General features: G+C 62.4%; 19 protein-coding genes and 2 tRNA genes. 16 read left to right on the top strand and 5 right to left on the bottom strand.

Annotated features, from left to right (window positions below; all coding sequences use genetic code 11):
- Nucleotides 1–84: 84 nt before the first annotated feature.
- Nucleotides 85–537: a hypothetical protein gene (locus QD208_RS12340; RefSeq protein ID WP_279836969.1), complete on the top strand. Its 453-nt coding sequence runs from the start codon at nucleotides 85–87 to the stop codon at nucleotides 535–537.
- 106 nt (nucleotides 538–643) lie between these two features.
- On the opposite strand, the gene yhbY is transcribed toward QD208_RS12340, so the two are convergent.
- Nucleotides 644–958 (bottom strand): ribosome assembly RNA-binding protein YhbY, encoded by a 315-nt coding sequence (gene yhbY / locus QD208_RS12335; RefSeq protein WP_043333380.1) that lies wholly within the window; start codon nucleotides 956–958, stop codon nucleotides 644–646.
- A 279-nt stretch (nucleotides 959–1,237) separates the two neighbouring features.
- On the opposite strand from yhbY, the gene rlmE reads away from it, so the two are divergent.
- From rlmE to pnp, 15 genes are all read left to right on the top strand, one after another.
- Entirely contained in the window at nucleotides 1,238–1,861 is a 624-nt protein-coding gene (gene rlmE, locus QD208_RS12330) for a 23S rRNA (uridine(2552)-2'-O)-methyltransferase RlmE (RefSeq protein ID WP_225347478.1), read from the top strand.
- 481 nt (nucleotides 1,862–2,342) lie between these two features.
- Nucleotides 2,343–4,343, top strand: a complete 2,001-nt coding sequence (gene ftsH / locus QD208_RS12325; protein ID WP_215823701.1) for an ATP-dependent zinc metalloprotease FtsH — start codon at nucleotides 2,343–2,345, stop codon at nucleotides 4,341–4,343.
- Nucleotides 4,344–4,820: 477 nt separating this feature from the next.
- Nucleotides 4,821–5,663, top strand: a complete 843-nt coding sequence (gene folP / locus QD208_RS12320; protein WP_052384525.1) for a dihydropteroate synthase — start codon at nucleotides 4,821–4,823, stop codon at nucleotides 5,661–5,663.
- A complete protein-coding gene (glmM, locus tag QD208_RS12315; protein ID WP_043333386.1) occupies nucleotides 5,660–7,009 on the top strand; it encodes a phosphoglucosamine mutase in 1,350 nt (449 codons plus the stop codon). Before folP ends, glmM begins: the two co-directional genes overlap by 4 nt.
- Before the next feature lie 214 nt (nucleotides 7,010–7,223).
- The gene (tpiA, locus tag QD208_RS12310; protein ID WP_107335694.1) at nucleotides 7,224–7,970 is read left to right on the top strand and encodes a triose-phosphate isomerase; all 747 of its coding nucleotides are present in this window, start codon (nucleotides 7,224–7,226) and stop codon (nucleotides 7,968–7,970) included.
- A gap of 5 nt (nucleotides 7,971–7,975) precedes the next feature.
- Nucleotides 7,976–8,362: a preprotein translocase subunit SecG gene (gene secG, locus QD208_RS12305; RefSeq protein WP_043333391.1), complete on the top strand. Its 387-nt coding sequence runs from the start codon at nucleotides 7,976–7,978 to the stop codon at nucleotides 8,360–8,362.
- Between the two features lie 62 nt (nucleotides 8,363–8,424).
- A tRNA-Leu gene (locus QD208_RS12300) sits at nucleotides 8,425–8,511 on the top strand.
- Between the two features lie 103 nt (nucleotides 8,512–8,614).
- Nucleotides 8,615–8,691: transfer RNA gene (locus QD208_RS12295), tRNA-Met, on the top strand.
- A gap of 123 nt (nucleotides 8,692–8,814) precedes the next feature.
- On the top strand, nucleotides 8,815–9,273 hold the full coding sequence (gene rimP, locus QD208_RS12290) for a ribosome maturation factor RimP (RefSeq protein ID WP_043333393.1): 459 nt from the start codon (nucleotides 8,815–8,817) through the stop codon (nucleotides 9,271–9,273).
- A gap of 76 nt (nucleotides 9,274–9,349) precedes the next feature.
- Nucleotides 9,350–10,843, top strand: coding sequence for a transcription termination factor NusA (gene nusA, locus QD208_RS12285; protein WP_054556444.1), 1,494 nt, complete (start codon nucleotides 9,350–9,352; stop codon nucleotides 10,841–10,843).
- A 28-nt stretch (nucleotides 10,844–10,871) separates the two neighbouring features.
- Nucleotides 10,872–13,316: a translation initiation factor IF-2 gene (gene infB / locus QD208_RS12280; RefSeq protein ID WP_043333398.1), complete on the top strand. Its 2,445-nt coding sequence runs from the start codon at nucleotides 10,872–10,874 to the stop codon at nucleotides 13,314–13,316.
- A 27-nt stretch (nucleotides 13,317–13,343) separates the two neighbouring features.
- Nucleotides 13,344–13,769, top strand: a complete 426-nt coding sequence (gene rbfA, locus QD208_RS12275; protein ID WP_043333400.1) for a 30S ribosome-binding factor RbfA — start codon at nucleotides 13,344–13,346, stop codon at nucleotides 13,767–13,769.
- A complete protein-coding gene (gene truB, locus QD208_RS12270) occupies nucleotides 13,769–14,698 on the top strand; it encodes a tRNA pseudouridine(55) synthase TruB (protein ID WP_279836968.1) in 930 nt (309 codons plus the stop codon). The genes rbfA and truB overlap by 1 nt, the downstream gene beginning before the upstream one ends.
- Nucleotides 14,699–14,796: 98 nt before the next feature.
- Nucleotides 14,797–15,066 (top strand): 30S ribosomal protein S15, encoded by a 270-nt coding sequence (gene rpsO / locus QD208_RS12265; protein WP_024952154.1) that lies wholly within the window; start codon nucleotides 14,797–14,799, stop codon nucleotides 15,064–15,066.
- A gap of 248 nt (nucleotides 15,067–15,314) precedes the next feature.
- Nucleotides 15,315–17,456, top strand: a complete 2,142-nt coding sequence (pnp, locus tag QD208_RS12260; protein WP_279836967.1) for a polyribonucleotide nucleotidyltransferase — start codon at nucleotides 15,315–15,317, stop codon at nucleotides 17,454–17,456.
- A gap of 171 nt (nucleotides 17,457–17,627) precedes the next feature.
- Here pnp and QD208_RS12255 read toward each other — a convergent pair whose 3' ends face one another.
- From QD208_RS12255 to panB, 4 genes are all read right to left on the bottom strand, one after another.
- Complete coding sequence (locus tag QD208_RS12255) at nucleotides 17,628–18,809, bottom strand: acetyl-CoA C-acetyltransferase (RefSeq protein ID WP_043333407.1); 1,182 nt, start codon at nucleotides 18,807–18,809, stop codon at nucleotides 17,628–17,630.
- A 305-nt stretch (nucleotides 18,810–19,114) separates the two neighbouring features.
- Complete coding sequence (panD, locus tag QD208_RS12250; protein WP_043333409.1) at nucleotides 19,115–19,495, bottom strand: aspartate 1-decarboxylase; 381 nt, start codon at nucleotides 19,493–19,495, stop codon at nucleotides 19,115–19,117.
- Nucleotides 19,496–19,617: 122 nt separating this feature from the next.
- Nucleotides 19,618–20,472, bottom strand: a complete 855-nt coding sequence (panC, locus tag QD208_RS12245) for a pantoate--beta-alanine ligase (protein ID WP_279836966.1) — start codon at nucleotides 20,470–20,472, stop codon at nucleotides 19,618–19,620.
- The gene (gene panB / locus QD208_RS12240; protein ID WP_279836965.1) at nucleotides 20,472–21,263 is read right to left on the bottom strand and encodes a 3-methyl-2-oxobutanoate hydroxymethyltransferase; all 792 of its coding nucleotides are present in this window, start codon (nucleotides 21,261–21,263) and stop codon (nucleotides 20,472–20,474) included. The genes panC and panB overlap by 1 nt, the downstream gene beginning before the upstream one ends.
- Between the last annotated feature and the right edge of the window lie 157 nt (nucleotides 21,264–21,420).

Raw genomic sequence — 21,420 nt, 5'->3', positions numbered from 1 at the left:
CCTGATGTCGTGACAGCCCTGCCGGTCATCCCGGCAGGGCTGTTTTTTTTGCCTGCGGGCACGAAATCCTTCAGGGAGGGAGTAATGGAAGTACAGGGAAGTCAGCCGGAAAAGCGCATCATGGCAACCTCCATGGTGGCCATCTTCATGGTGCTCGGGCTCATGCTGTTCGGGGTGGCATATGTGGTCTCCCAGTCGTTTGCCTATCGGTATACCGGGGACTCGGCGCTGTTGACGCCATCATTGGTCCTGGGGAGTGCCCTGTTGGCGAGGGGAGTTTTCCACCTGGTGATGCCGCTGGCGCACTTCGGTGATCAGGCGCTTTATCTGCGGCCGTCACCACTCATGGGGTGTCGCAAGATCGATTATGAGCTGATCGAGGATTTCACCTTCGACAAGAAGACGCTGGTCATCAAGTATCGCGATGCCGGCAACGGTGATGGGGAGTCCAGGCAGACGACACTCAAGCGTCATCAGGTCACCCAGCGGGCGCTGGACGACATCACTTTCGAGCTGAATCAGCGCGTCAGGTCGTGATTGTCAGCAACTGAAAACAGAAACGCCGCCCTCGATGAGGGCGGCGTTTCTGTCTGCAGCAGGCGTGGCGTGCGAGGTGAGCCTCGTCAGGCCTGGGCCCGGCGGCTTACTTCTCGCTGAAGCGCTGTACGTTCGACAGCTTCGGCTTGGCCTGCGGGTTGCGGCGATACAGCAGAGCGATCTTGCCGATGCTCTGGATCAGGGTCGCGCCGGTTTCGCTGCACAGGTGGCGAGCCACCTCGCCGCGCGCTTCGCGATCGTTGATCGCCAGCTTCAGCTTGATCAGTTCGTGATCGTGCAGTGCGCGCTCCAGTTCGGTCACGACGCCTTCGGAAAGGCCGTTTTCCGAGACGGTGACGATCGGGTCAAGATGGTGCCCGATGCTGCGAAATGCTTTCTTTTGTGACTGTGACAAGCTCATGGTATCGTAAAGTTTCCCTGTTGGCGTCCGATGGGAGCGGGGAGCGTAGCGAAAGACAGGGTCGACTCCAGGGCTTGAAATCCAGGGGTGTGAACCCGTCTGTTGCGCAGGCAATGTCTGTGCCCGCGGGCGGAACCGCGCGCAGGACCCGCCATTCTACTCCATGACGACGCTCATGACACGACCCGTGCGCAAGCTTGCCACGCCTTTCGTGTCGTCGTTATCCCCCGCGCTATCTCCCGCCAGTATTCGATTTTCCCCGACATTCCAGGTGACAACGTGGCTCACCCCAGCAAGAGCAGTGCTGGCTGGATGAAGGAACACTTTGATGACGCCTATGTCCAGCGCAGCTGGGCCGACGGTTATCGTTCCCGTGCCAGCTACAAACTGATTGAAATCGATGACAAGGACCGCCTGCTCAAGCCGGGCGCCACCGTCATCGACCTCGGCGCAGCCCCCGGTGGCTGGAGCCAGATCGCCGCGGACCGCGTCGGCATGGAAGGCGTGGTCATCGCCTCCGACATTCTCGAGATGGACGCCCTGGCCGGTGTCGACTTCATTCAGGGCGACTTCACCGAAGAGGCCGTGCTGAACCAGATTCTGGCCACCCTGGGTGACCGCCCGGTGGACCTCGTGATCTCCGACATGGCGCCCAACATGAGCGGCATGAGCGCGATCGATCAGCCTGCCGGCATGTACCTGGTCGAGCTGGCGCTGGATCTGGCGCGCCAGACCCTCAAGCCGGGCGGCAATTTCCTGGTAAAGGTCTTCCAGGGCGAGGGCTTCGATGCCTATCTGAAGGACATGCGTGGCAGCTTCAAGAAGGTCGTGACCCGCAAGCCGGAAGCGTCGCGTGCACGCTCACGCGAAGTCTATCTGCTGGGGCAGGGCTTCAAGGGCTGACGGTCAGTGTCCTTGCATGCCGCTACACGCGGCAGGCATTGGCCCGCGGTGGCGAGATTTCCACGTTGCTGGTCGCATGCTTCATCGCGGGTTAAGGCGAGCCATGCGATGCTCGTCCAGACTGGCGCCAATGTGTCCGGGCGAGTCGCGGCGCTGGCTGATGCAGGCTGTCTATCGGCGCAATAGTCCATTGTCGGGCTTTAAGCAATGGTTGCCAGCCCCCATCTGGTGTAGTGTCGATATCATTGGGTCTTGAGTACGATGGGCCAGTGACAGTTCGGTGGGTTTCAATGCCTTACCGATGCTGGCAGGCAAGTAGCACAATGCACGGCAAGCTTTGAGTGACTCGGTAGGCGAAGTGGCGCGTTGCGCTGACTTGATACCCCGCAGGCACGATCAGATAGCATGGCAGGCCACCACAAGACGGCAGTCGGAGTATTCACGGCATGCCAAGACAGATTCATGCAATGAGGGTGTCCCCTTGAACGACATGGCGAAGAACCTGATTCTCTGGTTGATCATCGCAGCAGTGCTGCTGACGGTGTTCAACAACTTCAGCGTCGATACCTCGCCGCAGGCGATGAACTATTCACAGTTCGTCCAGCAGGTGCAGAACGACCGGATCAAGAGTGTGACCATCGATGGTTACACCATTGAGGGTGAGCGGGCCGATGGCTCCAGCTTCACCACCATCCGGCCGGCGGCGTCCGATCCCAAGCTGATGGATGACCTGCTTGCCAACAAGGTGGAGGTCATCGGCAAGAAGCCTGAGCAGCAGTCGCTGTGGACACGCCTGTTGATTGCCAGCTTCCCGATTCTGATCATTCTGGCCATCTTCATGTTCTTCATGCGCCAGATGCAGGGTGGCGGTGCCGGCAAGGGTGGCCCGATGAGCTTCGGCAAGTCCAAGGCCAAGCTGCTGAGCCAGGACCAGATCAAGACCACCTTCAGCGACGTCGCAGGCTGTGACGAAGCGAAGGAAGAGGTCGAGGAACTGGTCGACTTCCTCAAGGACCCCAGCAAGTTCCAGCGTCTTGGCGGTCAGATTCCGCGTGGCGTCCTGATGGTAGGCCCGCCGGGTACCGGCAAGACCCTGCTCGCCAAGGCGATCGCCGGTGAAGCCAAGGTGCCGTTCTTCAGCATCTCCGGTTCTGACTTCGTCGAGATGTTCGTCGGTGTCGGTGCCTCCCGTGTGCGTGACATGTTCGAGCAGGCCAAGAAGCAGGCGCCGTGCATCATCTTCATCGATGAGATCGACGCCGTCGGCCGTCACCGTGGTTCCGGCATGGGCGGTGGTCACGATGAGCGTGAGCAGACGCTGAACCAGCTGCTGGTCGAGATGGATGGCTTCGAGGCGAACGACGGCATCATCGTCATCGCCGCGACCAACCGTCCTGACGTGCTTGACCCCGCGCTGCTGCGCCCGGGCCGCTTCGACCGTCAGGTGACCGTTGCACTGCCGGACATCCGTGGTCGCGAGCACATCCTCGGCGTTCACCTGCGCAAGGTGCCGATGGGCGATGACGTCGTGCCGGTCAACATTGCACGTGGTACGCCGGGCTTCTCCGGCGCGGACCTGGCCAACCTGGTCAATGAAGCCGCCCTGTTCGCCGCCCGTCGCAACAAGCGCCTGGTCGGCATGGAAGAGCTGGAGCTGGCCAAGGACAAGATCATGATGGGCGCCGAGCGCAAATCGATGGTCATGTCCGAGAAGGAGAAGCGCAACACGGCCTATCACGAGTCTGGCCATGCCATCATCGGCCTGGTGATGCCCGAGCATGATCCGGTCTACAAGGTGTCGATCATTCCGCGCGGTCGTGCGCTGGGTGTGACGATGTTCCTGCCGGAAGAGGATCGCTACAGCTACTCGCGTCAGCAGATCATCAGTCAGATCTGCTCGCTGTTCGGCGGTCGTATCGCCGAAGAGATGACGCTGGGCCCGAACGGTGTCACCACCGGCGCGTCCAACGACATCAAGCGTGCTACCGAGCTTGCCCACAACATGGTCGCCAAGTGGGGTCTCTCCAGCGAGATGGGTCCGATCATGTACGACGAGGACGAGTCCCATCAGTTCCTCGGTGGCCCGGGTCAGAGTGGCGGCAAGCTGAAGTCTGGCGACACCACCTCGCGTCTCGACAAGGAAGTGCGTCGTATCATCGACGAGTGCTACGCCAAGGCGCAGCAGATCCTGGAAGAGAATCGCGACAAGCTGGATGCGATGACCGAAGCGCTGATGACCTACGAGACCATCGATGCCGAGCAGCTGGCGGACATCATGGCAGGTCGTGCTCCGCGTCCGCCGAAGGACTGGGGTGGCCCGGCGAGCGGCGGTGACGGTGGCCTGGTGGCCCCGGTTGCCGACACTCCGAAGGCGGAAGCGCCGGAAGCTCCCAAGGCGGATGATGACGCTGATGGCAGTGAAGATGACGACAGCAACCGCCGTCGCCCGTCTGATCCGCTGGGTGGTCCGAGCGGTCATTGATGTACGCCTGATGTAGGCCTGATGTAGGCCTGATGTAAGCATAAGGGGCGCCCGATATCGCATGCGATGTCCGAGCCTCTGAAAGGAAAAACGCCCGACTGGCTTACCAGTCGGGCGTTTTCTTGTCTGCAGTAATGGTGACCTGTACCGCTGCAGCAAGGACGCTGGTGAAGTTAAGGTGCTGCTGATGAGTGGCCTACGCCGTGGCGTGACGGCGTCGACTCATGTCTCTGCACGGGCATTGTCAGCGCCATGATGAGCGTGGGGTGAAAGGTCTGAGCCAATGGCGTTGCCATCTGCTGACGCCCCGTGTGGTGGTCATTCCACGCCTTGCGCGCCATGGGCTGGCTCTTTAAAGTGGTGCCCAATCATTTCTGACCGGGCTGCGAAGTCACCTTCACGCCTCTCTCGCCTGCATGGAATGCCATGACGAATTCTGCCTTGAGTACGCCTCTCGAGCCTCGAGTGGGCCACCTGATGTCATTGGAGTGCGCTGGACACCTTCTCGATCTTTCGCGTCCGCGGGTGATGGGGATTCTCAACGTGACGCCGGACTCCTTCTCGGATGGCGGCCGTAGTGCGACCTTGGACGCCGCGCTGCGCAATGCCGAGCAGATGCTGGCCGATGGTGCCGCGATGATCGATGTCGGCGGTGAGTCGACACGACCCGGGGCGACGCCGGTCAGCACCGAAGAAGAGCTTGAGCGGGTCTGCCCGGTGGTGGAGCGGCTGGTGAGCGAACTGGGCGCCTTGGTGAGCATCGATACCAGCAACCCGCAAGTCATGCGCGAAACCGCACGGCTGGGGGCTGGCATGATCAATGACGTGCGTGCGCTGAATCGAGACGGCGCGCTCGAGGCCGCCGCTGACAGCGGGCTGCCCGTCTGTCTGATGCACATGCGCGGTGAGCCGGACACCATGCAGCAGGATACGCATTATGCTCAGTCCATCGAGCAGGAAGTCCGGACGTTCCTGGCGGCGCGTATCGCGGCCTGTGAGGCGGCGGGCATCGCGCGTGAGCGACTGCTGCTGGACCCCGGCTTCGGCTTCGGCAAGTCACTGCAAGACAATCTGCGCCTGTATCACCGCATGGCGCAGTTGCATGAATTCAACCTCCCGCTGCTGATCGGCACGTCACGCAAGAGCATGATCGGCAATGCCCTCGGGCGCGCGGTAGAGGATCGCTTGGCTGGTAACCTGGCACTGACGGCATTGGCCGTTCGTGACGGGGCCAGACTGTTTCGCGTTCACGACGTGGCCCCGACTGTCGACGCTGTCGACATGGCATGGGCCGTGCTACAGGAAGGCACGATACGATGAGTCGACGTTATTTTGGTACGGATGGTATTCGCGGCACGGTCGGGGAATTCCCCATCACGCCAGACTTCATGCTCAAGCTGGGCTGGGCGGCAGGCCGCGTATTTGCCCGCCACGGCCGCGGCAAGGTATTGATCGGCAAGGACACGCGCATCTCAGGCTACATGTTCGAATCCGCGCTCGAGTCCGGCCTTTCGGCAGCGGGCGTCGATGTGTCCCTGCTCGGCCCGATGCCGACACCGGGGATCGCCTATCTGACGCGCACCTTCCGCGCCGATGCCGGCATCGTCATCTCGGCCTCTCACAACGCCTATCCGGACAACGGCATCAAGTTCTTCTCCGCTGCCGGCACGAAGCTGGATGATGCGCTGGAAGCCGAGATCGAAGCCGAGCTGGACCGCGACATCGTGATCGTCGGCCCGGACAGCCTGGGCAAGGCGTCACGCATCCAGGATGCGGCCGGTCGCTATATCGAATTCTGCAAGTCCACGCTGCCGGGCCGTCTGGGCCTGCACGGCATGAAGGTGGTGCTGGATTGCGCGCATGGCGCGACCTATCACATCGCGCCGAACGTCTTCCGTGAGCTGGGTGCCAAGGTCAGCGTCATCGGCGGTGAGCCGGATGGCCTCAACATCAATCAGGGCGTCGGCTCCACGCACCCGCAGGCGCTGCGCGCGGCCGTCATCGAGCAGGGCGCCGATCTGGGCGTGGCCTTCGATGGAGATGGTGACCGCCTGATCCTGGTCGATGCCGATGGCCGTGTCATCGATGGCGACGACATCCTCTACATGATCGCGCGTGACCGTCACGAGCGCGGCGTGCTGGGCGGTGGTGTCGTCGGCACCCTGATGTCCAACTTCGGCCTGGCGGCAGCACTGGAAGGCCTGGGAATTCCCTTCGAGCGTGCCAAGGTCGGTGACCGCTACGTCATCGAGCGTCTGGAAGCCAACGGCTGGCAGCTGGGTGGCGAATCCTCCGGCCACATCGTCTGCAGCCATATCCAGAGCACCGGGGATGGCATCGTCTCGGCGCTGCAGGTGCTGGCGATCATGGCGCGTGAAGAGTGCTCGCTCAGTGAATTGCTGGTCGGCTTCGAAAAGGCCCCGCAGGCGCTGATCAATGTGCGTCTGGCGCCGGGTTGTGACAACAAGGCACTGATGGCGGCGGATGCCGTCCAGGCCGCGGTGGTCGAAGTGGAGCAGACGCTGGGCAACGAAGGGCGCGTGCTGCTGCGTCCCAGCGGCACGGAACCGCTGATTCGCGTCATGGTCGAAGGGCGTCCGCACTTCGATGTCGATGCGCTGGCAGGCCAGATCGCCGCGACGGTCGAATCCAGCATGTCGGCGTGATGCGCTGACAAGGCAGCTCGCCGGGGCGACGGTGCACGTCGCTGAGTGGTCGGGTTGCACAGAACGACAACAGGCGCCGAGTGCGCCTGTTGTCGTTCTGGCAGTTGCCCCGAGCCTGATCGTGCCGGATCACGGGGCTTGACAGGGGTCGCGAAGGTTGTCAGTCAAGGGCGGCTCCATTACCATCCTCGCACTGCTCACAAGGGAGAAGCACATGCGTACACCGCTGATTGCCGGAAACTGGAAGATGAATGGTGATCTTGCCCTGGTCGATGAGTTTGCTCGGGGCCTGCAGGCGGCTGAGCTGCCGCAGGGCATTCAGGTGGCGCTGGCAGTGCCTTTCCCTTATCTGAGCGCCGCTCGCGCGAGCATGCCTGTGAGCGTGGCGCTGGCGGGGCAGACGCTGAACCCGGCGAGCGAGGGTGCCTTTACCGGCGAAGTGGCGGGTCAGATGCTCAAGGATGTCGGTGCCACGATGGTGCTGGTCGGTCACTCGGAGCGTCGAAGCCTGTATGCTGAAGACGATGCGGCGGTACTGGCGCGTGTCGAGGCGGCGCTTGCCGCTGGCCTCACACCGGTGCTGTGCGTCGGTGAGACGCTCGAGGAGCGTGAAGCCGGTGACACGGAGCGTGTCGTGCTGGGACAGCTGGAGGCGGTGTTCTCCGCGCTCTCCGCTGATGCGCGCACACGTCTGGTCGTCGCCTATGAGCCCGTCTGGGCCATCGGTACCGGGCGCACCGCCTCGCCCCAACAGGCGCAGGAGGTCCATGCGGCCATTCGCGCGCGCCTGGCCGAGTGGTCTGCCTCGCTCGCCGAGGCAATGCAATTGTTGTACGGCGGCAGCATGAAAGCTGCCAACGCCGCCGAGCTGCTTGCGCAGCCGGATATCGACGGCGGTCTCGTGGGCGGTGCCTCGCTCCAGATCGACGAATTCCTAGCCATTTGCCAGTCTGCAGGTTGAATCTCATGCAAGTAGCCGTTCTGATGGTCCATGTGGTACTCGCGGTCGCGCTGATCGTGCTCGTCCTTCTCCAGCAGGGCAAGGGTGCCGAAGCTGGCGCTGCCTTTGGTGGCGGTGGTGCTTCCCAGACCGTTTTCGGGTCCAGCGGTAGCGGCAACTTCCTCGCGCGCTTCACGGGTGTTCTGGCCGCGGGCTTCTTCGCGACCTCTCTGACACTGGCCTGGTTCGCGTCCAACGCCAACCAGCCGTCAGTCGAAGCGGGCATTCCGAATGCCAGCGTGATCGAGCAGCAGAAAAATTCACTGCCTTCACTTGACGACTCCGAGGAAAGTGTGGAGAATACGTCGCCAGTGCTTGAGGAAAGCGGCAACGCAGACCAACCAGCACTCTAAGGAATTCAAGGCGTTAACTTTGAATTCTTCCGGGTAACGTCTCAGGCGATACCCGCCCCCGTGCCGAAGTGGTGGAATTGGTAGACACGCTATCTTGAGGGGGTAGTGACCTTATGGTCGTGGGGGTTCAAGTCCCCCCTTCGGCACCATCTTGTTAGATCGATTGGCAGTCTGGACGCAACTCTGCCACCTTGGAAAGACGTCATTCCTTGACCTCCTTTTTCGGTGACATTACCATCGTCCGACTATTGTTGCGGGGTGGAGCAGTCTGGTAGCTCGTCGGGCTCATAACCCGAAGGTCATCGGTTCAAATCCGGTCCCCGCTACCAAGTTTCTTGAAAGGCCCCTTCCTATGAAGGGGCTTTTTGTTAGCACCAGTGCCAATCAGCCACCTAGCTCTCTTCTCTACTCCCGGTCAGGTGCCTGATGCAACTGCTGTAGGAGCCTCGTCTGTGTCAACCAAGGACGCTGCGCTTAACGCGCTTATCGATCCAGTCGTCTCTGCTCTGGGCTTCGAGCTCTGGGGTATCGACTATCTCTCCCAAGGCAAGCAGTCCCGTCTGGTGATCTATATCGACCATCCCGATGGCATTACCGTGGACAACTGCGCAAACGTCAGTCGTCAGGTGGGTGCCGTACTGGATGTCGAAGACCCCATTACCGGTCAGTTCCAGCTTGAAGTCTCGTCTCCAGGCATGGATCGTCCGTTGTTCACGCTTGACCAGTACGAGCGCTACATCGGTCACGTGGTGGCACTGCGACTTCGCCAGGCCTTCGATGGCCAGCGCAAGTTCCAGGGGCTGGTGACTGGCACCGAAGACGGTGATGTCGTGATCCGGGTCGATGAAGAAGAATACTGCTTTCCCATTGAAAGCATCGACCAGGCACGCATTGTGCCGCAGTTCAAATAACTGACGTTGTCGGCACACCGCTCGCGTTGCGAGCCCGGGTCGATGCGCAAGGACAGGTTTCTGGCGAGGCAAAGTCATGAGCAAAGAGATTCTGCTGGTCGTTGACGCCATCTCCAACGAGAAAGGCGTGCCGCGGGATGTGATTTTCGAAGCCGTCGAAGCGGCATTGGCTTCGGCGTCACGCAAGCGTTTCGATCAGGAAGAGGCGGATATCCGCGTCAAGATCGATCGTGTCACCGGTGATTACGCGACCTACCGTCGCTGGACCGTCGTCGAAGACGACGAGTTCGAGACGCCGGACTACGAGATCAAGGCCAGCATCGCCGAACAGCGCGAAGAGCCGCTGGCGCTGGGTGCCGTGGTCGAGAAGCAGATCGAATCCGAAGCGTTCGGTCGCATCGCTGCACAGACCGCCAAGCAGGTCATCGTGCAGAAGGTGCGCGAGGCCGAGCGTGCGGAAGTGGTGCGCCTTTACGCCGAGCGTGAAGGTGAGCTGGTCGCGGGTATCGTCAAGAAGACGACACGTGATGGCCTCATCATCGATCTGGGCGACAACGCCGAAGGCTTCCTGCCGCGCGGTGAGATGATTCACGGCGAGCGCTACCGCTTGAACGAGCGGGTTCGTGCCCTGCTGTGGAAAGTCGACGCGGATGCTCGTGGTTCTCAGCTGATCCTGTCGCGTACGCGTCCTGAGCTGATCATCGAGCTGTTCAAGATCGAAGTCCCGGAAATCGCCGAGCAGCTGATCGAGATCAAGGGTGCTGCCCGTGATCCGGGCTCGCGCGCCAAGATCGCGGTCAAGAGCAACGACAAGCGCATCGATCCGATCGGTGCCTGTGTCGGCATGCGTGGTTCACGCGTGCAGGCCGTGTCCAATGAACTACGTAACGAACGCGTGGATATCATCCTGTGGGATGACAATCCTGCCCAGCTCGTCATCAACGCCATGGCGCCGGCAGATGTCGGTTCCATTCTGGTCGACGAAGACACCCATTCCATGGATGTCGCTGTCGCTGCGGACAACCTGGCTCAGGCCATCGGCCGCAGCGGTCAGAACGTTCGTCTGGCCAGTGAGCTGACCGGTTGGCAGCTCAACGTCATGACCGAGGCGGAAGCCGAGGGCAAGCGCGAGCAGGAAATCGACAGTTTCGTCGAATATTTCATCACTCATCTCGAGATTGAAGAGGATCTAGCCCGTGTCCTGGTGGACGAGGGCTTCACCTCACTCGAGGAAATCGCCTATGTCCCGCTCGAGGAAATGCTCGAGGTCGAGGGCTTTGACCAGGATCTGGTCGAGGAGCTGCGCGCTCGGGCCAAGGATGAACTGCTGAATCTCGCCATCGCCACTGAAGAGCAACTGGACGGCGCACAGCCGGCCGAAGACCTGCTCAACATGGAAGGCATGGAGAGTCATCTGGCATACATCCTGGCCAGCAAGGGTATCGTCACCATGGAAGACCTTGCTGAGCAGGCCATCGATGATCTGAAAGACATCGAAGGCGTCGACGAAGAGCGAGCAGCGGCGTTGATCATGACCGCCCGCGCGCCCTGGTTCGCAAGCGAACAGTAACTAGGTCACGGGCTCAGGAGGGTCGTACATGTCAGAAATGACAGTCAAAGAATTCGCCAAGAAGGTGGGCCGCGAGTCAGCCCGCCTACTGGAACAGATGCATGAAGCGGGTCTGAAGCACAAGTCAGAGAACGACGCCGTCTCTGAGGTCGACAAGCAGAAGCTGCTTGATCACCTCACCAAGAGCCACGGTGGTGGTGCCGCTCCGGCAGCGCCCAAGAACCGCATTACCCTGACCCGCAAGACCAAGTCTCGCATCAACACGGGTAGCGGTCGCGGCAAGTCCATCGAGGTGCAGGTGCGCAAGAAGCGTACCTACGTCAAAGAGGGCGAAGAGCAGGCTGCAGAAGCGCCGGCTGCTGCTGCACCGGCAGCTGCCGTTGCGGACAAGCCGGCTGCGGCACCGCAGCGCGAAGAGCGTCGTGGCAATGACAACCGTCGCGAAGAGCGTCCGCGTCAGAGTGCACCGGCTGCTGCCGCTGCACCGGCCGCCGACGCTGCGCCGGAAGTCAATGCGCCGCCGAAGGAGCCGCGTGGTGATGCACCGCGTCGCGCCAAGGCTGCGCCGCGTGATGAATCACGTGATCGTCGCGAAGCCCGTGAAGACCGTAGCGAACGCAAGCGTGGCGGGGCCAAGAAGGTCAAGCGCGCCGAGCGTCGCGGTGGTCGTCGTGGTGGCCGTGATGCCAACCGTCAGCCGCCGAAGCCGGTCCAGACCTTCGTTCGTGAAGTCTCCATCCCTGAGTCCATCTCAGTGGCAGACCTCGCCGACAAGATGGCCGTCAAGGCGTCTGAAGTGATCAAGACCATGTTCAACATGGGCGCTGCGGTCACCATCAACCAGACGATCGATCAGGAAACCGCGACCATCGTGGTCGAGGAAATGGGCCACACGCCCAAGCTGATCAAGGATGACGCACTCGAGACAGCCGTTCTCGAAGGCATCTCCTACGAAGGTGAGCAGATCACCCGCGCGCCGGTCGTTACCGTCATGGGTCACGTCGACCACGGCAAGACCTCGCTGCTGGATTACATCCGCCGCACCAAGGTTGCCACAGGTGAAGCGGGTGGTATCACCCAGCACATCGGTGCCTACCACGTCGAACACGACAACGGTGACATCACCTTCCTGGATACCCCGGGCCACGCGGCGTTCACCGCCATGCGTGCTCGTGGTGCCAAGGCGACCGACGTCGTCATCCTGGTGGTGGCTGCCGATGATGGCGTGATGCCGCAGACCATCGAGGCTGTCGAGCACTCCAAGGCCGCGGGTGTCCCGATGGTCGTGGCGGTGAACAAGATCGACAAGCCGGGTGCTGATCCGGACCGCGTCAAGAATGAGCTGTCCCAGCACGGTGTCATCTCCGAGGAATGGGGTGGTGATACCCAGTTCGTCCACGTTTCCGCCAAGACTGGCGAGAACATCGACGCGCTGCTCGAAGGTGTCCTGCTGGTCTCCGAAGTTCTCGAACTTCAGGCCGTGCCGTCTGCGCCGGGTAAAGGCGTCGTGGTCGAGTCCCGTCTCGACAAGGGCCGTGGCCCGGTCGCGACCGTGCTGGTCCAGAACGGTACGCTGAAGAAGGGCGATATCGTCCTCGCCGGCCTGCATTACGGCCGTGTGCGTGCGCTGATCAACGAACTCGGCAAGCAGGTCGATTCCGTGGGTCCGGCCATGCCGGTCGAGATCCAGGGCCTGGGTGGCACGCCGGACGCCGGTGAAGAGTTCACCGTGGTTCCGGACGAGAAGAAGGCACGTGAAGTCGCCAACTTCCGTCAGGGCAAGTACCGCGAAGTGCGCCTGGCACGTCAGCAGAAGGCCAAGCTGGAGAACATGTTCTCCCAGATGGGTCAGGACGAAGTCGCCAAGGTCAACGTCGTCCTCAAGGCCGACGTGCAGGGTTCTCTGGAAGCCATCCGTGGCGCGCTGGAAGAACTCTCCACCGAAGAAGTCAAGGTGGCCGTGGTCTCTTCCGGTGTCGGTGGTATCACCGGTACCGATGCCAACCTGGCACTCGCTTCCGAAGCGATCCTGGTCGGCTTCAACGTCCGTGCTGACGCCTCCGCGCGTGAGATCGTCGAGCGTGAAGGTCTGGATCTGCGCTACTACAGCGTCATCTACCAGCTGATCGACGAGGTCAAGCTGGCCATGACTGGCATGCTGGCACCGGAATTCCGCGAGCAGATCGTCGGTGTTGCCGAAGTGCGCGATGTCTTCAAGGCACCGAAGATCGGCGCGATCGCCGGTTGTATGGTCGTCGAAGGCAACATGTACCGCTCCAAGCGCATCCGCGTGCTGCGTGACAACGTGGTCATCTATGAAGGCGAGCTGGAATCCCTGCGTCGCTTCAAGGATGACGTCAACGAAGTCCGCAACGGCATGGAATGTGGTATCGGCGTCAAGAACTACAACGACGTGCAGGTTGGCGACAAGATCGAGGTGTTCGACCAGATCCAGGTCGAGCGCACGCTCTGATAGCGCCCCTGCAAGGAGAGATCACGGATGCGTGAATACAGCCGTACTGACCGCGTGGCGGACCAGATCCAGCAAGAGCTCGCGCTGTTGATTCAGCGCGAGGTCAAGGACCCGCGCCTTGGCATGCTGACGGTCAGCGCCGCCAAGGTCAGCCGCGACCTGTCCTACTCCGATGTCTACGTGACCCTGCTGGGTGACGACAGCCCGGAACGCATCAAGGAAAACCTCGCCGTGCTCAAGCGCGCGGCAGGTTTCCTGCGCTCCCAGCTGGCGCGCACCATTCAGCTGCGCCACGTGCCGGAACTGCGTTTTCATTACGATGAAAGCGTCGTTCGTGGCCATCACCTGTCCTCACTGATCAACGATGCGGTCGCCGACGATCGCAAGCGCAGTGCTGAACGCGGTGATGACGACAGCGAAGATGGTGCCCCGGGCACCACGCCGGACGCCTGATGGCGCGTCGTCGTCGCGGCTTGCCGATCGATGGCGTTCTGTTGCTGGACAAGCCCAAGGGCATGTCCAGCAACTATGCGCTTCAGAAGGCTCGTCGCCTCTACCAGGCGCAGAAGGCCGGTCATACCGGCACGCTCGACCCGATGGCGACCGGCTTGTTGCCGGTCTGCTTCGGGGAAGCGACCAAGTTCTCCTCGCATCTTCTCGAGGCAGACAAGGTCTATCGGGCACGGATCAAGTTTGGCCAGGTCACCGATACCGGTGATGCGGAAGGCACGGTGATTCGCGAGCGGGAGGTTCCCGAGATTGCGCAGGCCGAGCTGGACGCGGTGCTGGACAGGTTCCGTGGCGAGATAGATCAGGTACCGCCGATGTACTCCGCGCTCAAGCACCAGGGACGTCCGCTCTACGAGCTGGCGCGCCAGGGGATTGAAATCGAGCGTGCAGTCCGTCGCGTTACCATCTACAATATGGCGCTTCTTGCGCGGCACTCCGATGGCATCGAGATCGAAGTGGCGGTCAGCAAGGGTACCTACATACGCAGTCTGGCCGAGGATATCGGCGAGGCGCTGGGCTGTGGAGCCCACCTCACGGCACTGCGTCGTCTCAAGACGGGCCCGTTCACGGGTGATGCCATGCTGGATTTCGAGCGCCTCGAGGCGCTGGCTGACCAGCAGGCACGTGAAGGCGTTCTGTTACCTGTCGACATCCTGCTCGATCATCTCCCGCGTCTCGACATCACTGCCGAGATGGCGCGGATGATATTGCGTGGTCAACAGGCTGAAACGACGACAGGGTCGCTGGAAGTGGACTCCCTGGCTCGTGTGTATCAGGACCAGCAGTTGCTCGGGCTGGTCCGGATTGCGGCGGAGGGCGTCATCGCTCCTCGCCGACTGCTCAGTTCTGCCGTCGAGGCGGCGGCTGGGTGAGCTGATTGCGGCCTCGCCGCAAGCCGCATGAAGACTGCAAATATGCGTGGTCTTCGACATTTCTAATCTATCAAGCATATTGCTTACTGGAGAGACAGATGGCACTTACCGCTGAGAAGAAGGCTGAGATCGTTACCGAATTCGGCCGTGGCGAGAACGACACCGGTTCCCCGGAAGTTCAGGTTGCTCTGCTGAGCGCCAACATTGATGGCCTGCAGGGTCACTTCAAGGCCAACAAGCAGGATCACCACTCCCGTCGTGGTCTGATCCGCATGGTCAACCAGCGCCGCAAGCTGCTTGACTACCTCAAGCGCAAGGACTTCGAGCGTTACACCGCTCTGATCCAGCGTCTGGGTCTGCGTCGCTAATCAGCGATGTTGCCGCCATGCACTTCGGTGCATGGCGGGCCCCCGGTGGGCACAGGAAAACCGACACTGCCTGCGGGCGGTGTCGGTTTTTTTGTGCCTGATACCGAGGTGATCCGGGCTTCAGATCAGAGGCTCGACCCGCGCTGCAGCCCGCTTGTCGCGTGGGATCAACCCGCTTTTCATTGCCTGTGGCGCGCTTTACCATGAGCGTCTGGCATCGATGACTATCAGATTAAAGGACATGCGCCGTGAACCCGGTAACGCACAGCTTCCAGTACGGTAATGACACCATCACCCTCGAGACCGGCCGCATCGCGCGTCAGGCGACCGGTAGCGTGATGGTGACCATGGGCAATACCTCGGTGTTGTGCACCGTGGTGGCCAAGGCGTCGCCGAAACCCGGCCAGTCCTTCTTCCCGTTGTCGGTCCATTATCAGGAGAAGGCCTACGCGGCGGGGCGTATCCCCGGCGGCTTCCTCAAGCGCGAAGGGCGTCCCACCGAGAAGGAAACCCTGACCTCGCGCTTGATCGACCGCCCGATGCGCCCGCTGTTTCCCGAAGGCTTCATGAATGAGGTGCAGGTGGTCTGCACGGTGATGTCGGCGGAGCGCAATGTCGACCCCGACATCGCGGCACTGCTCGGCACCTCTGCAGCGCTTTGCATCTCCGGTGTACCCTTCGCGGGCCCCGTGGGCGCGGCGCGCGTCGGCTTCAGCGAGCAGCGCGGCTACTTCCTGAATCCCGGCTACAGCGAACTGGCGCATTCCGAGCTGGACATGGTGGTGGCGGGGACCGAGAAGGCCGTGTTGATGGTCGAGTCCGAAGCCCGGGAGCTGCTGGAAGACGAGATGCTCGGCGCCGTGCTCTATGGCCATCACGAGATGCAGAAGGCCATCACGGGGATCGAGACGTTCGCCGCCAAGGTCAATCGTCCCAAGTGGGCGTGGGTGCCGCAGAAGCTCGACCGCGTGCTGGTCGAGGCGCTGGAGCAGAGCTTCGCCACCCGGATCGGTGATGCCTATCGCCTGAGTGACAAGATGGCGCGTCAGGACAGTCTGTCGGCGCTCAAGGCGCAGGCCATCGACCTGCTGGGCGCCGAGGATGATGCGCGCTTCAGTGTCGAGGCTGTCGCCACGGCCTTCGCGGCGCTCGAGAAGCGTATCGTGCGTCAGCGCGTGATCGCCGGTGAGCCGCGTATCGATGGTCGTGATACGCGCACCGTGCGGCCGCTGGACATGGCGGTGGGCGTGTTGCCCAAGGCGCATGGTTCGGCGCTGTTCACCCGCGGCGAGACCCAGGCGATCGCCACTGCCACCCTGGGGACCACGCGCGACTCACAGCTGATCGAAGGGCTGTCCGGCGAGAAGCAGGACCGCTTCATGCTGCACTACAACTTCCCGCCCTACTGCGTCGGCGAGACGGGCTTCATCGGCGCGCCCAAGCGGCGCGAGATCGGTCATGGGCGTCTGGCGCGTCGGGGCATCGAATCCATGCTGCCGTCGCTGCAGGCCTTCCCCTACGCGATCCGTGTCGTCTCCGAGATCACCGAATCCAATGGCTCGAGCTCGATGGCATCCGTCTGTGGCGCCTCGCTTGCGCTGATGGACGCCGGTGTGCCGCTCAAGGCGCCGGTCGCGGGTATCGCCATGGGGCTGGTCAAGGACGCCAATGGCGTCGCGATACTGACCGATATCCTCGGCGATGAGGATCACCTCGGTGACATGGACTTCAAGGTCGCGGGGACCGCCGAAGGCGTTACCGCGCTGCAGATGGACATCAAGATCGAGGGGATCGACGAGGAGATTCTTGAGCAGGCGCTCGAACAGGCCCTCGAGGCACGTCTGACCATCCTCGCGCAGATGAATGAGGTGCTGGCCGCCAGTCGCCAGGAAGTCTCGGACAATGCCCCGGCGATGCTGTCCCTCAAGATCGCGCCCAACAAGGTGCGTGACGTGATCGGCAAGGGCGGCTCCACCATCCGCAAGATCTGTGAAGAAACTGGCGCCAATGTCGATCTCGACGATGATGGCAGCGTGCGCATCTATGCCGAGCACAAGGCGCAAGCGCAGGCGGCTGCCAAATACGTCGAGGGCATCATTGCCGAGGCCGAGATCGGCAAGCTCTATGCCGGCAAGGTGGCGCGCATCGCCGACTTCGGTGCCTTCATCACCTTCATGCCGGGCACTGATGGTCTGCTGCACATCTCGCAGATCGTCGAGGAGCGGGTCAATGACGTACGCGACTACCTCAACGAAGGCGATGAGGTGGTGGTCAAGGTGCTCGACATCGACAACCGCAATCGCGTCAAGCTGTCGCTGAAAGAGATCAGCGAAGAAGAGAAGGCGGCCTTTGCCGCTGCTCAGGCTGAAGAGGCCGCCGCCCAGGACTGACCGATCGTCGCGGAGCGTCCCCGCCCCGGTCTTGCCTGCTCTGCATGAGAGGCGCATTCTCCGGGCAACAAAAAGCCCCCGCCAGGTCACTGGCGGGGGCTTTTGCATATCTCCCTGCTCAAGATTGCGCGAGCAGGGAGGGTTCAGGCGGGGGTTCAGATATGTGAGCGATCAGCTGCGCTCGATGGCCAGCGCGACACCCTGACCGCCACCGATGCACAGGGTCGCCAGACCCTTCTTGGCATCACGCTCGATCATCTCGTGCACCAGCGAGACTAGCACACGGCAGCCGGAGGCGCCGATCGGGTGGCCGAGGGCAATGGCGCCGCCATTGACGTTGACCTTGTCGACATCCCAGCCCAGCTCCTTGTTGACCGACAGGGCCTGGGCGGCGAAGGCTTCGTTAGCTTCGATCAGGTCGAGGTCTTCCAGGCTCCAGCCGGCCTTCTTGAGGCACAGGCGAGTCGCCGGCGCCGGGCCGATGCCCATGATCTTCGGATCAACACCCGCGTTGGAGTAGGCCTTGATGGTCGCCAGCGGCGTCAGGCCCAGCTCGCGTGCCTTGTCGGCGGAGCACAGCATGACCACGGCAGCGCCGTCGTTGAGCGCCGAGGCGTTGCCGGCGGTGACGGTGCCGTCCTTCTTGAAGGCCGGACGCATGCCGCCGAGCTTCTCGGCCGTGGTGCCGGCGCGCGGGTTCTCGTCGGTATCGAAGACGATCGGGTCGCCCTTGCGCTGCGGGATCTCGACCGGGACGATCTGGCCCTTGAAGCGGCCAGCTTCGATGGCTGCGCAGGCCTTCTGCTGAGAGGCGGCCGCGAAGGCGTCCTGGGCTTCACGGGTGATCTCGTATTTCTCAGCCAGATTCTCGGCGGTGATGCCCATGTGGATGTCATTGAAGGCATCCCACAGACCGTCGTGGACCATGGAGTCGATCGCCTTCCAGTCGCCCATGCGCTTGCCGTCACGCGAGTTGGGCAGCACGTGCGGAGACAGGGACATGTTTTCCTGGCCGCCGGCCAGAATCAGCTCGGCATCGCCGCAACGGATGGCCTGGGTGGCCAGGTGCAGCGCCTTGAGGCCAGACCCGCAGACCTTGTTGATGGTCATGGCGGGCACGCCTTCCGGCAAGCCTGCCTTGATGACCGCCTGACGTGCCGGGTTCTGACCGCATCCTGCTGTCAGCACCTGACCCAGAAGCACTTCATCGACCTGATCGCCACTGACACCCGTGCTGGCGAGGATATCCTTGATGACATGTGCGCCGAGATCCGCGGCGGAAATGCCAGCCAGGCTGCCACCGAAGGCGCCTACGGCGGTACGACGGGCTGCTACGATCACCACATCCTGCATCTGAACGCTCCTGTTCTCTTGCGAGACTGTCTGAGTCAATTGGCTGCGACTATGGCCATGCCATCAAGCGGGCGAGGCGCAGTCCTGCTGAGGTGAGATTCCAGCATAAGGCAGTTTTGTGCGGTGCGGCAATCGCCAAAGGGCATCTCCAGTGTCAGCCTTTAGCCATATGTATCGCCTGTCCAGACGGCACGACGCCAGCGCTCTGGCAGGCAGGGCTGGCGTCGTGTTGGAGCGCTCGCGGCAGGCTCAAGGCCTGAAAGCATCAGCCCTCAGGGCGTGGAGCGGCAGGCAGCAAGGGGTTCTCAGGCCATCTGGACCGGGATGGCGTTGGCCGTATGGCTGACCTCGTTGCCTTCCATCAGATAGACCATGGAGGGCTTGTGCGCGTCCAGCTCGCTCTCGGCGTAGTGGGCGAAGGCGCAGATGATCACGCGGTCGCCCACATCGGCCTGGTGGGCTGCGGCGCCGTTCACCGAAATGATCTTCGAGCCTTCTTCGCCGCGAATGGCATAGGTGGTGAAGCGCTTGCCGTTGTCCACGTTGTAGATCTGGATCTGTTCGTACTCACGAATGCCTGCCATGTCGAGCAGGTCGCCATCGATGGCGCAGGAGCCCTCGTAGTTGAGGACGGCGTGAGTCACGCGGGCCATGTGCAGCTTGGCCTTGAGCATGATGGCTTGCATCAGGATGTCTCCAGTTGAGCGCCGCCGGGCGCAGATCGAGGCCCTGGGACCAGGGCCATGGCGCGTATGGTGTGGCGGACAGTGCCACGCCAGGGTGCAAGGCGGCGCAGTCTAATCAGGCATCAGGCCACCGGCAAGGCGACCTTCAGGTTATCGAGCAGGCGCGTACGGCCCAGGTGTGCGGCGACCAGAATCACCGCCTCGCGCGTGTCATCCTCGACCGCCCCCAGGTCAGCCGCGCGGCGCAGCTCGAGGTAGTCCGGCTTGAAGCCGCTCTCGCTGATGGCGGCCAGTGCCTCGCGCAGCGCCACATCACGCGCCACGCCCTGCTCAAGGCGAGCCTTCAGGGCATCGAGGCACTGCTTGAGACGCGGCGCGATGGCGCGCTCCTGCTCACTCAGGTAGCCGTTGCGTGACGACAGCGCCAGCCCATCCTCGGCACGCACGATGGGCACACCGATGATCTCGATGCCGAAGTGCAGGTCGCGGTTGAGCTTGCGGATCACGGCCAGCTGCTGGAAGTCCTTCTCGCCGAAACAGGCGACTTCAGGGCGTACCAGATTGAACAGGATGCTGACGACGGTGGCGACGCCATCGAAGTGACCCGGACGGTTGCCGCCGCACAGGCCTTCGGAAACGCCCGGTACCTGCACGTTGCACAGTCCGTCGCGGCCCGCGGGGTAGAGCTCCGCCGTCGAAGGGGCGAACAGCAGGTCACATCCTTCTGCGGCCAGCGCATTCTGGTCGGCCTCGAGGGTGCGCGGATAGCTGTCGAGGTCTTCGCCGGGGCCGAACTGCAGCGGATTGACGAAGATGCTCGCGACGACCATGTCGGCGTGGCGGCGCGCTTCACGGACCAGCGACAGGTGGCCGGCATGCAGGTTGCCCATGGTCGGCACCAGTGCGATACGCAGGCCATCGCGGCGCGCCTGGGCGAGTTGCTCGCGCAGGGCGTTGATCTGGGAGACGGTTTTCATCAGAAGCCGTGCTCCGGCGTTGGGAAGCTGCGCGTCTTGACCGCCTGGTGGTAGGCGGCGAAGGCCTCCTGCACGCTGCCGGCATCGCTCATGAAATTCTTGACGAAGCGCGGCTTGCGGCCGGGCGTCAGGTCGAGCATGTCGTGCATGACCAGAATCTGGCCATCGACGTCCACGCCGGCACCGATGCCGATCACCGGCACCTCGACGGCATCACGAATGCGCGCGGCCAGCTCGGACGGCACGCATTCGAGCAGGATGATCGCGGCACCCGCGGCTTCCAGCGTGCGGGCATCGGCGATGATCTGCTCGGCGCGTGCCTCGTCGCGACCCTGTACCTTGTAGCCACCGAAGGCATGCACGTGCTGTGGTGTCAGGCCCATGTGCACGCAGACCGGTACACCACGCTGGACGAGCGCGGTGACGGCATCGGCCAGCCAGGCTTCGCCTTCGACCTTGACCATCTCGGCGCCGGCACGCATCAGACGCGCCGCATGATCGAGCAGGATGTCGGTGCTGGCATTGCTCATGAAGGGCAGGTCGGCCATCAGCAGGCTGCCCTGCTTGCCACGTGCCACGGCGGCGGTGTGGTAGCAGATGTCATCGATGGTGACGGGCAGGGTGCTGGTATGGCCCTGCAGGACCATACCGAGAGAGTCGCCGACCAGCAGCACTTCAATGCCGGCATCGCTGGCAAGATGAGCAAAGGTGGCATCGTAGGCGGTGAGGCAACTGAACGTCTCACCATCGGCCTTGAGGCGGCGCAGGGTGCTCAGGGTGACGTTTTTCATCGGGACGCTTACTCGTTGCGGCGCGTATGACGCAGCTGCCCGTGGCGTCGAGCAGCCGCGATCGCGAGAAGGCCGCCGAGGGCGGACTGCGGGCGACACGGGCCGGTGTTACCAGAAAGTGTTACCGCACAGGCCAAAGTGGGCACGACGGTAACAA

The organism is Cobetia sp. 29-18-1, from assembly GCF_029846405.1.
Classification (GTDB): domain Bacteria; phylum Pseudomonadota; class Gammaproteobacteria; order Pseudomonadales; family Halomonadaceae; genus Cobetia; species Cobetia amphilecti.
This window is presented reverse-complemented; position numbering and strand designations above follow the sequence as displayed.

Bases quoted from the DNA above. Each gene is read 5' to 3' on its own strand.
- panB (WP_279836965.1), bottom strand. From the start codon at position 21,263: ATGAAAAACGTCACCCTGAGCACCCTGCGCCGCCTCAAGGCCGATGGT.
- panD (WP_043333409.1), bottom strand. From the start codon at position 19,495: ATGCAAGCCATCATGCTCAAGGCCAAGCTGCACATGGCCCGCGTGACT.
- QD208_RS12255 (WP_043333407.1), bottom strand. From the start codon at position 18,809: ATGCAGGATGTGGTGATCGTAGCAGCCCGTCGTACCGCCGTAGGCGCC.
- glmM (WP_043333386.1), top strand. From the start codon at position 5,660: ATGAGTCGACGTTATTTTGGTACGGATGGTATTCGCGGCACGGTCGGG.
- truB (WP_279836968.1), top strand. From the start codon at position 13,769: ATGGCGCGTCGTCGTCGCGGCTTGCCGATCGATGGCGTTCTGTTGCTG.
- nusA (WP_054556444.1), top strand. From the start codon at position 9,350: ATGAGCAAAGAGATTCTGCTGGTCGTTGACGCCATCTCCAACGAGAAA.
- secG (WP_043333391.1), top strand. From the start codon at position 7,976: ATGCAAGTAGCCGTTCTGATGGTCCATGTGGTACTCGCGGTCGCGCTG.
- yhbY (WP_043333380.1), bottom strand. From the start codon at position 958: ATGAGCTTGTCACAGTCACAAAAGAAAGCATTTCGCAGCATCGGGCAC.
- panC (WP_279836966.1), bottom strand. From the start codon at position 20,472: ATGAAAACCGTCTCCCAGATCAACGCCCTGCGCGAGCAACTCGCCCAG.
- QD208_RS12340 (WP_279836969.1), top strand. From the start codon at position 85: ATGGAAGTACAGGGAAGTCAGCCGGAAAAGCGCATCATGGCAACCTCC.
- infB (WP_043333398.1), top strand. From the start codon at position 10,872: ATGTCAGAAATGACAGTCAAAGAATTCGCCAAGAAGGTGGGCCGCGAG.
- folP (WP_052384525.1), top strand. From the start codon at position 4,821: ATGTCATTGGAGTGCGCTGGACACCTTCTCGATCTTTCGCGTCCGCGG.
- tpiA (WP_107335694.1), top strand. From the start codon at position 7,224: ATGCGTACACCGCTGATTGCCGGAAACTGGAAGATGAATGGTGATCTT.
- rpsO (WP_024952154.1), top strand. From the start codon at position 14,797: ATGGCACTTACCGCTGAGAAGAAGGCTGAGATCGTTACCGAATTCGGC.
- rbfA (WP_043333400.1), top strand. From the start codon at position 13,344: ATGCGTGAATACAGCCGTACTGACCGCGTGGCGGACCAGATCCAGCAA.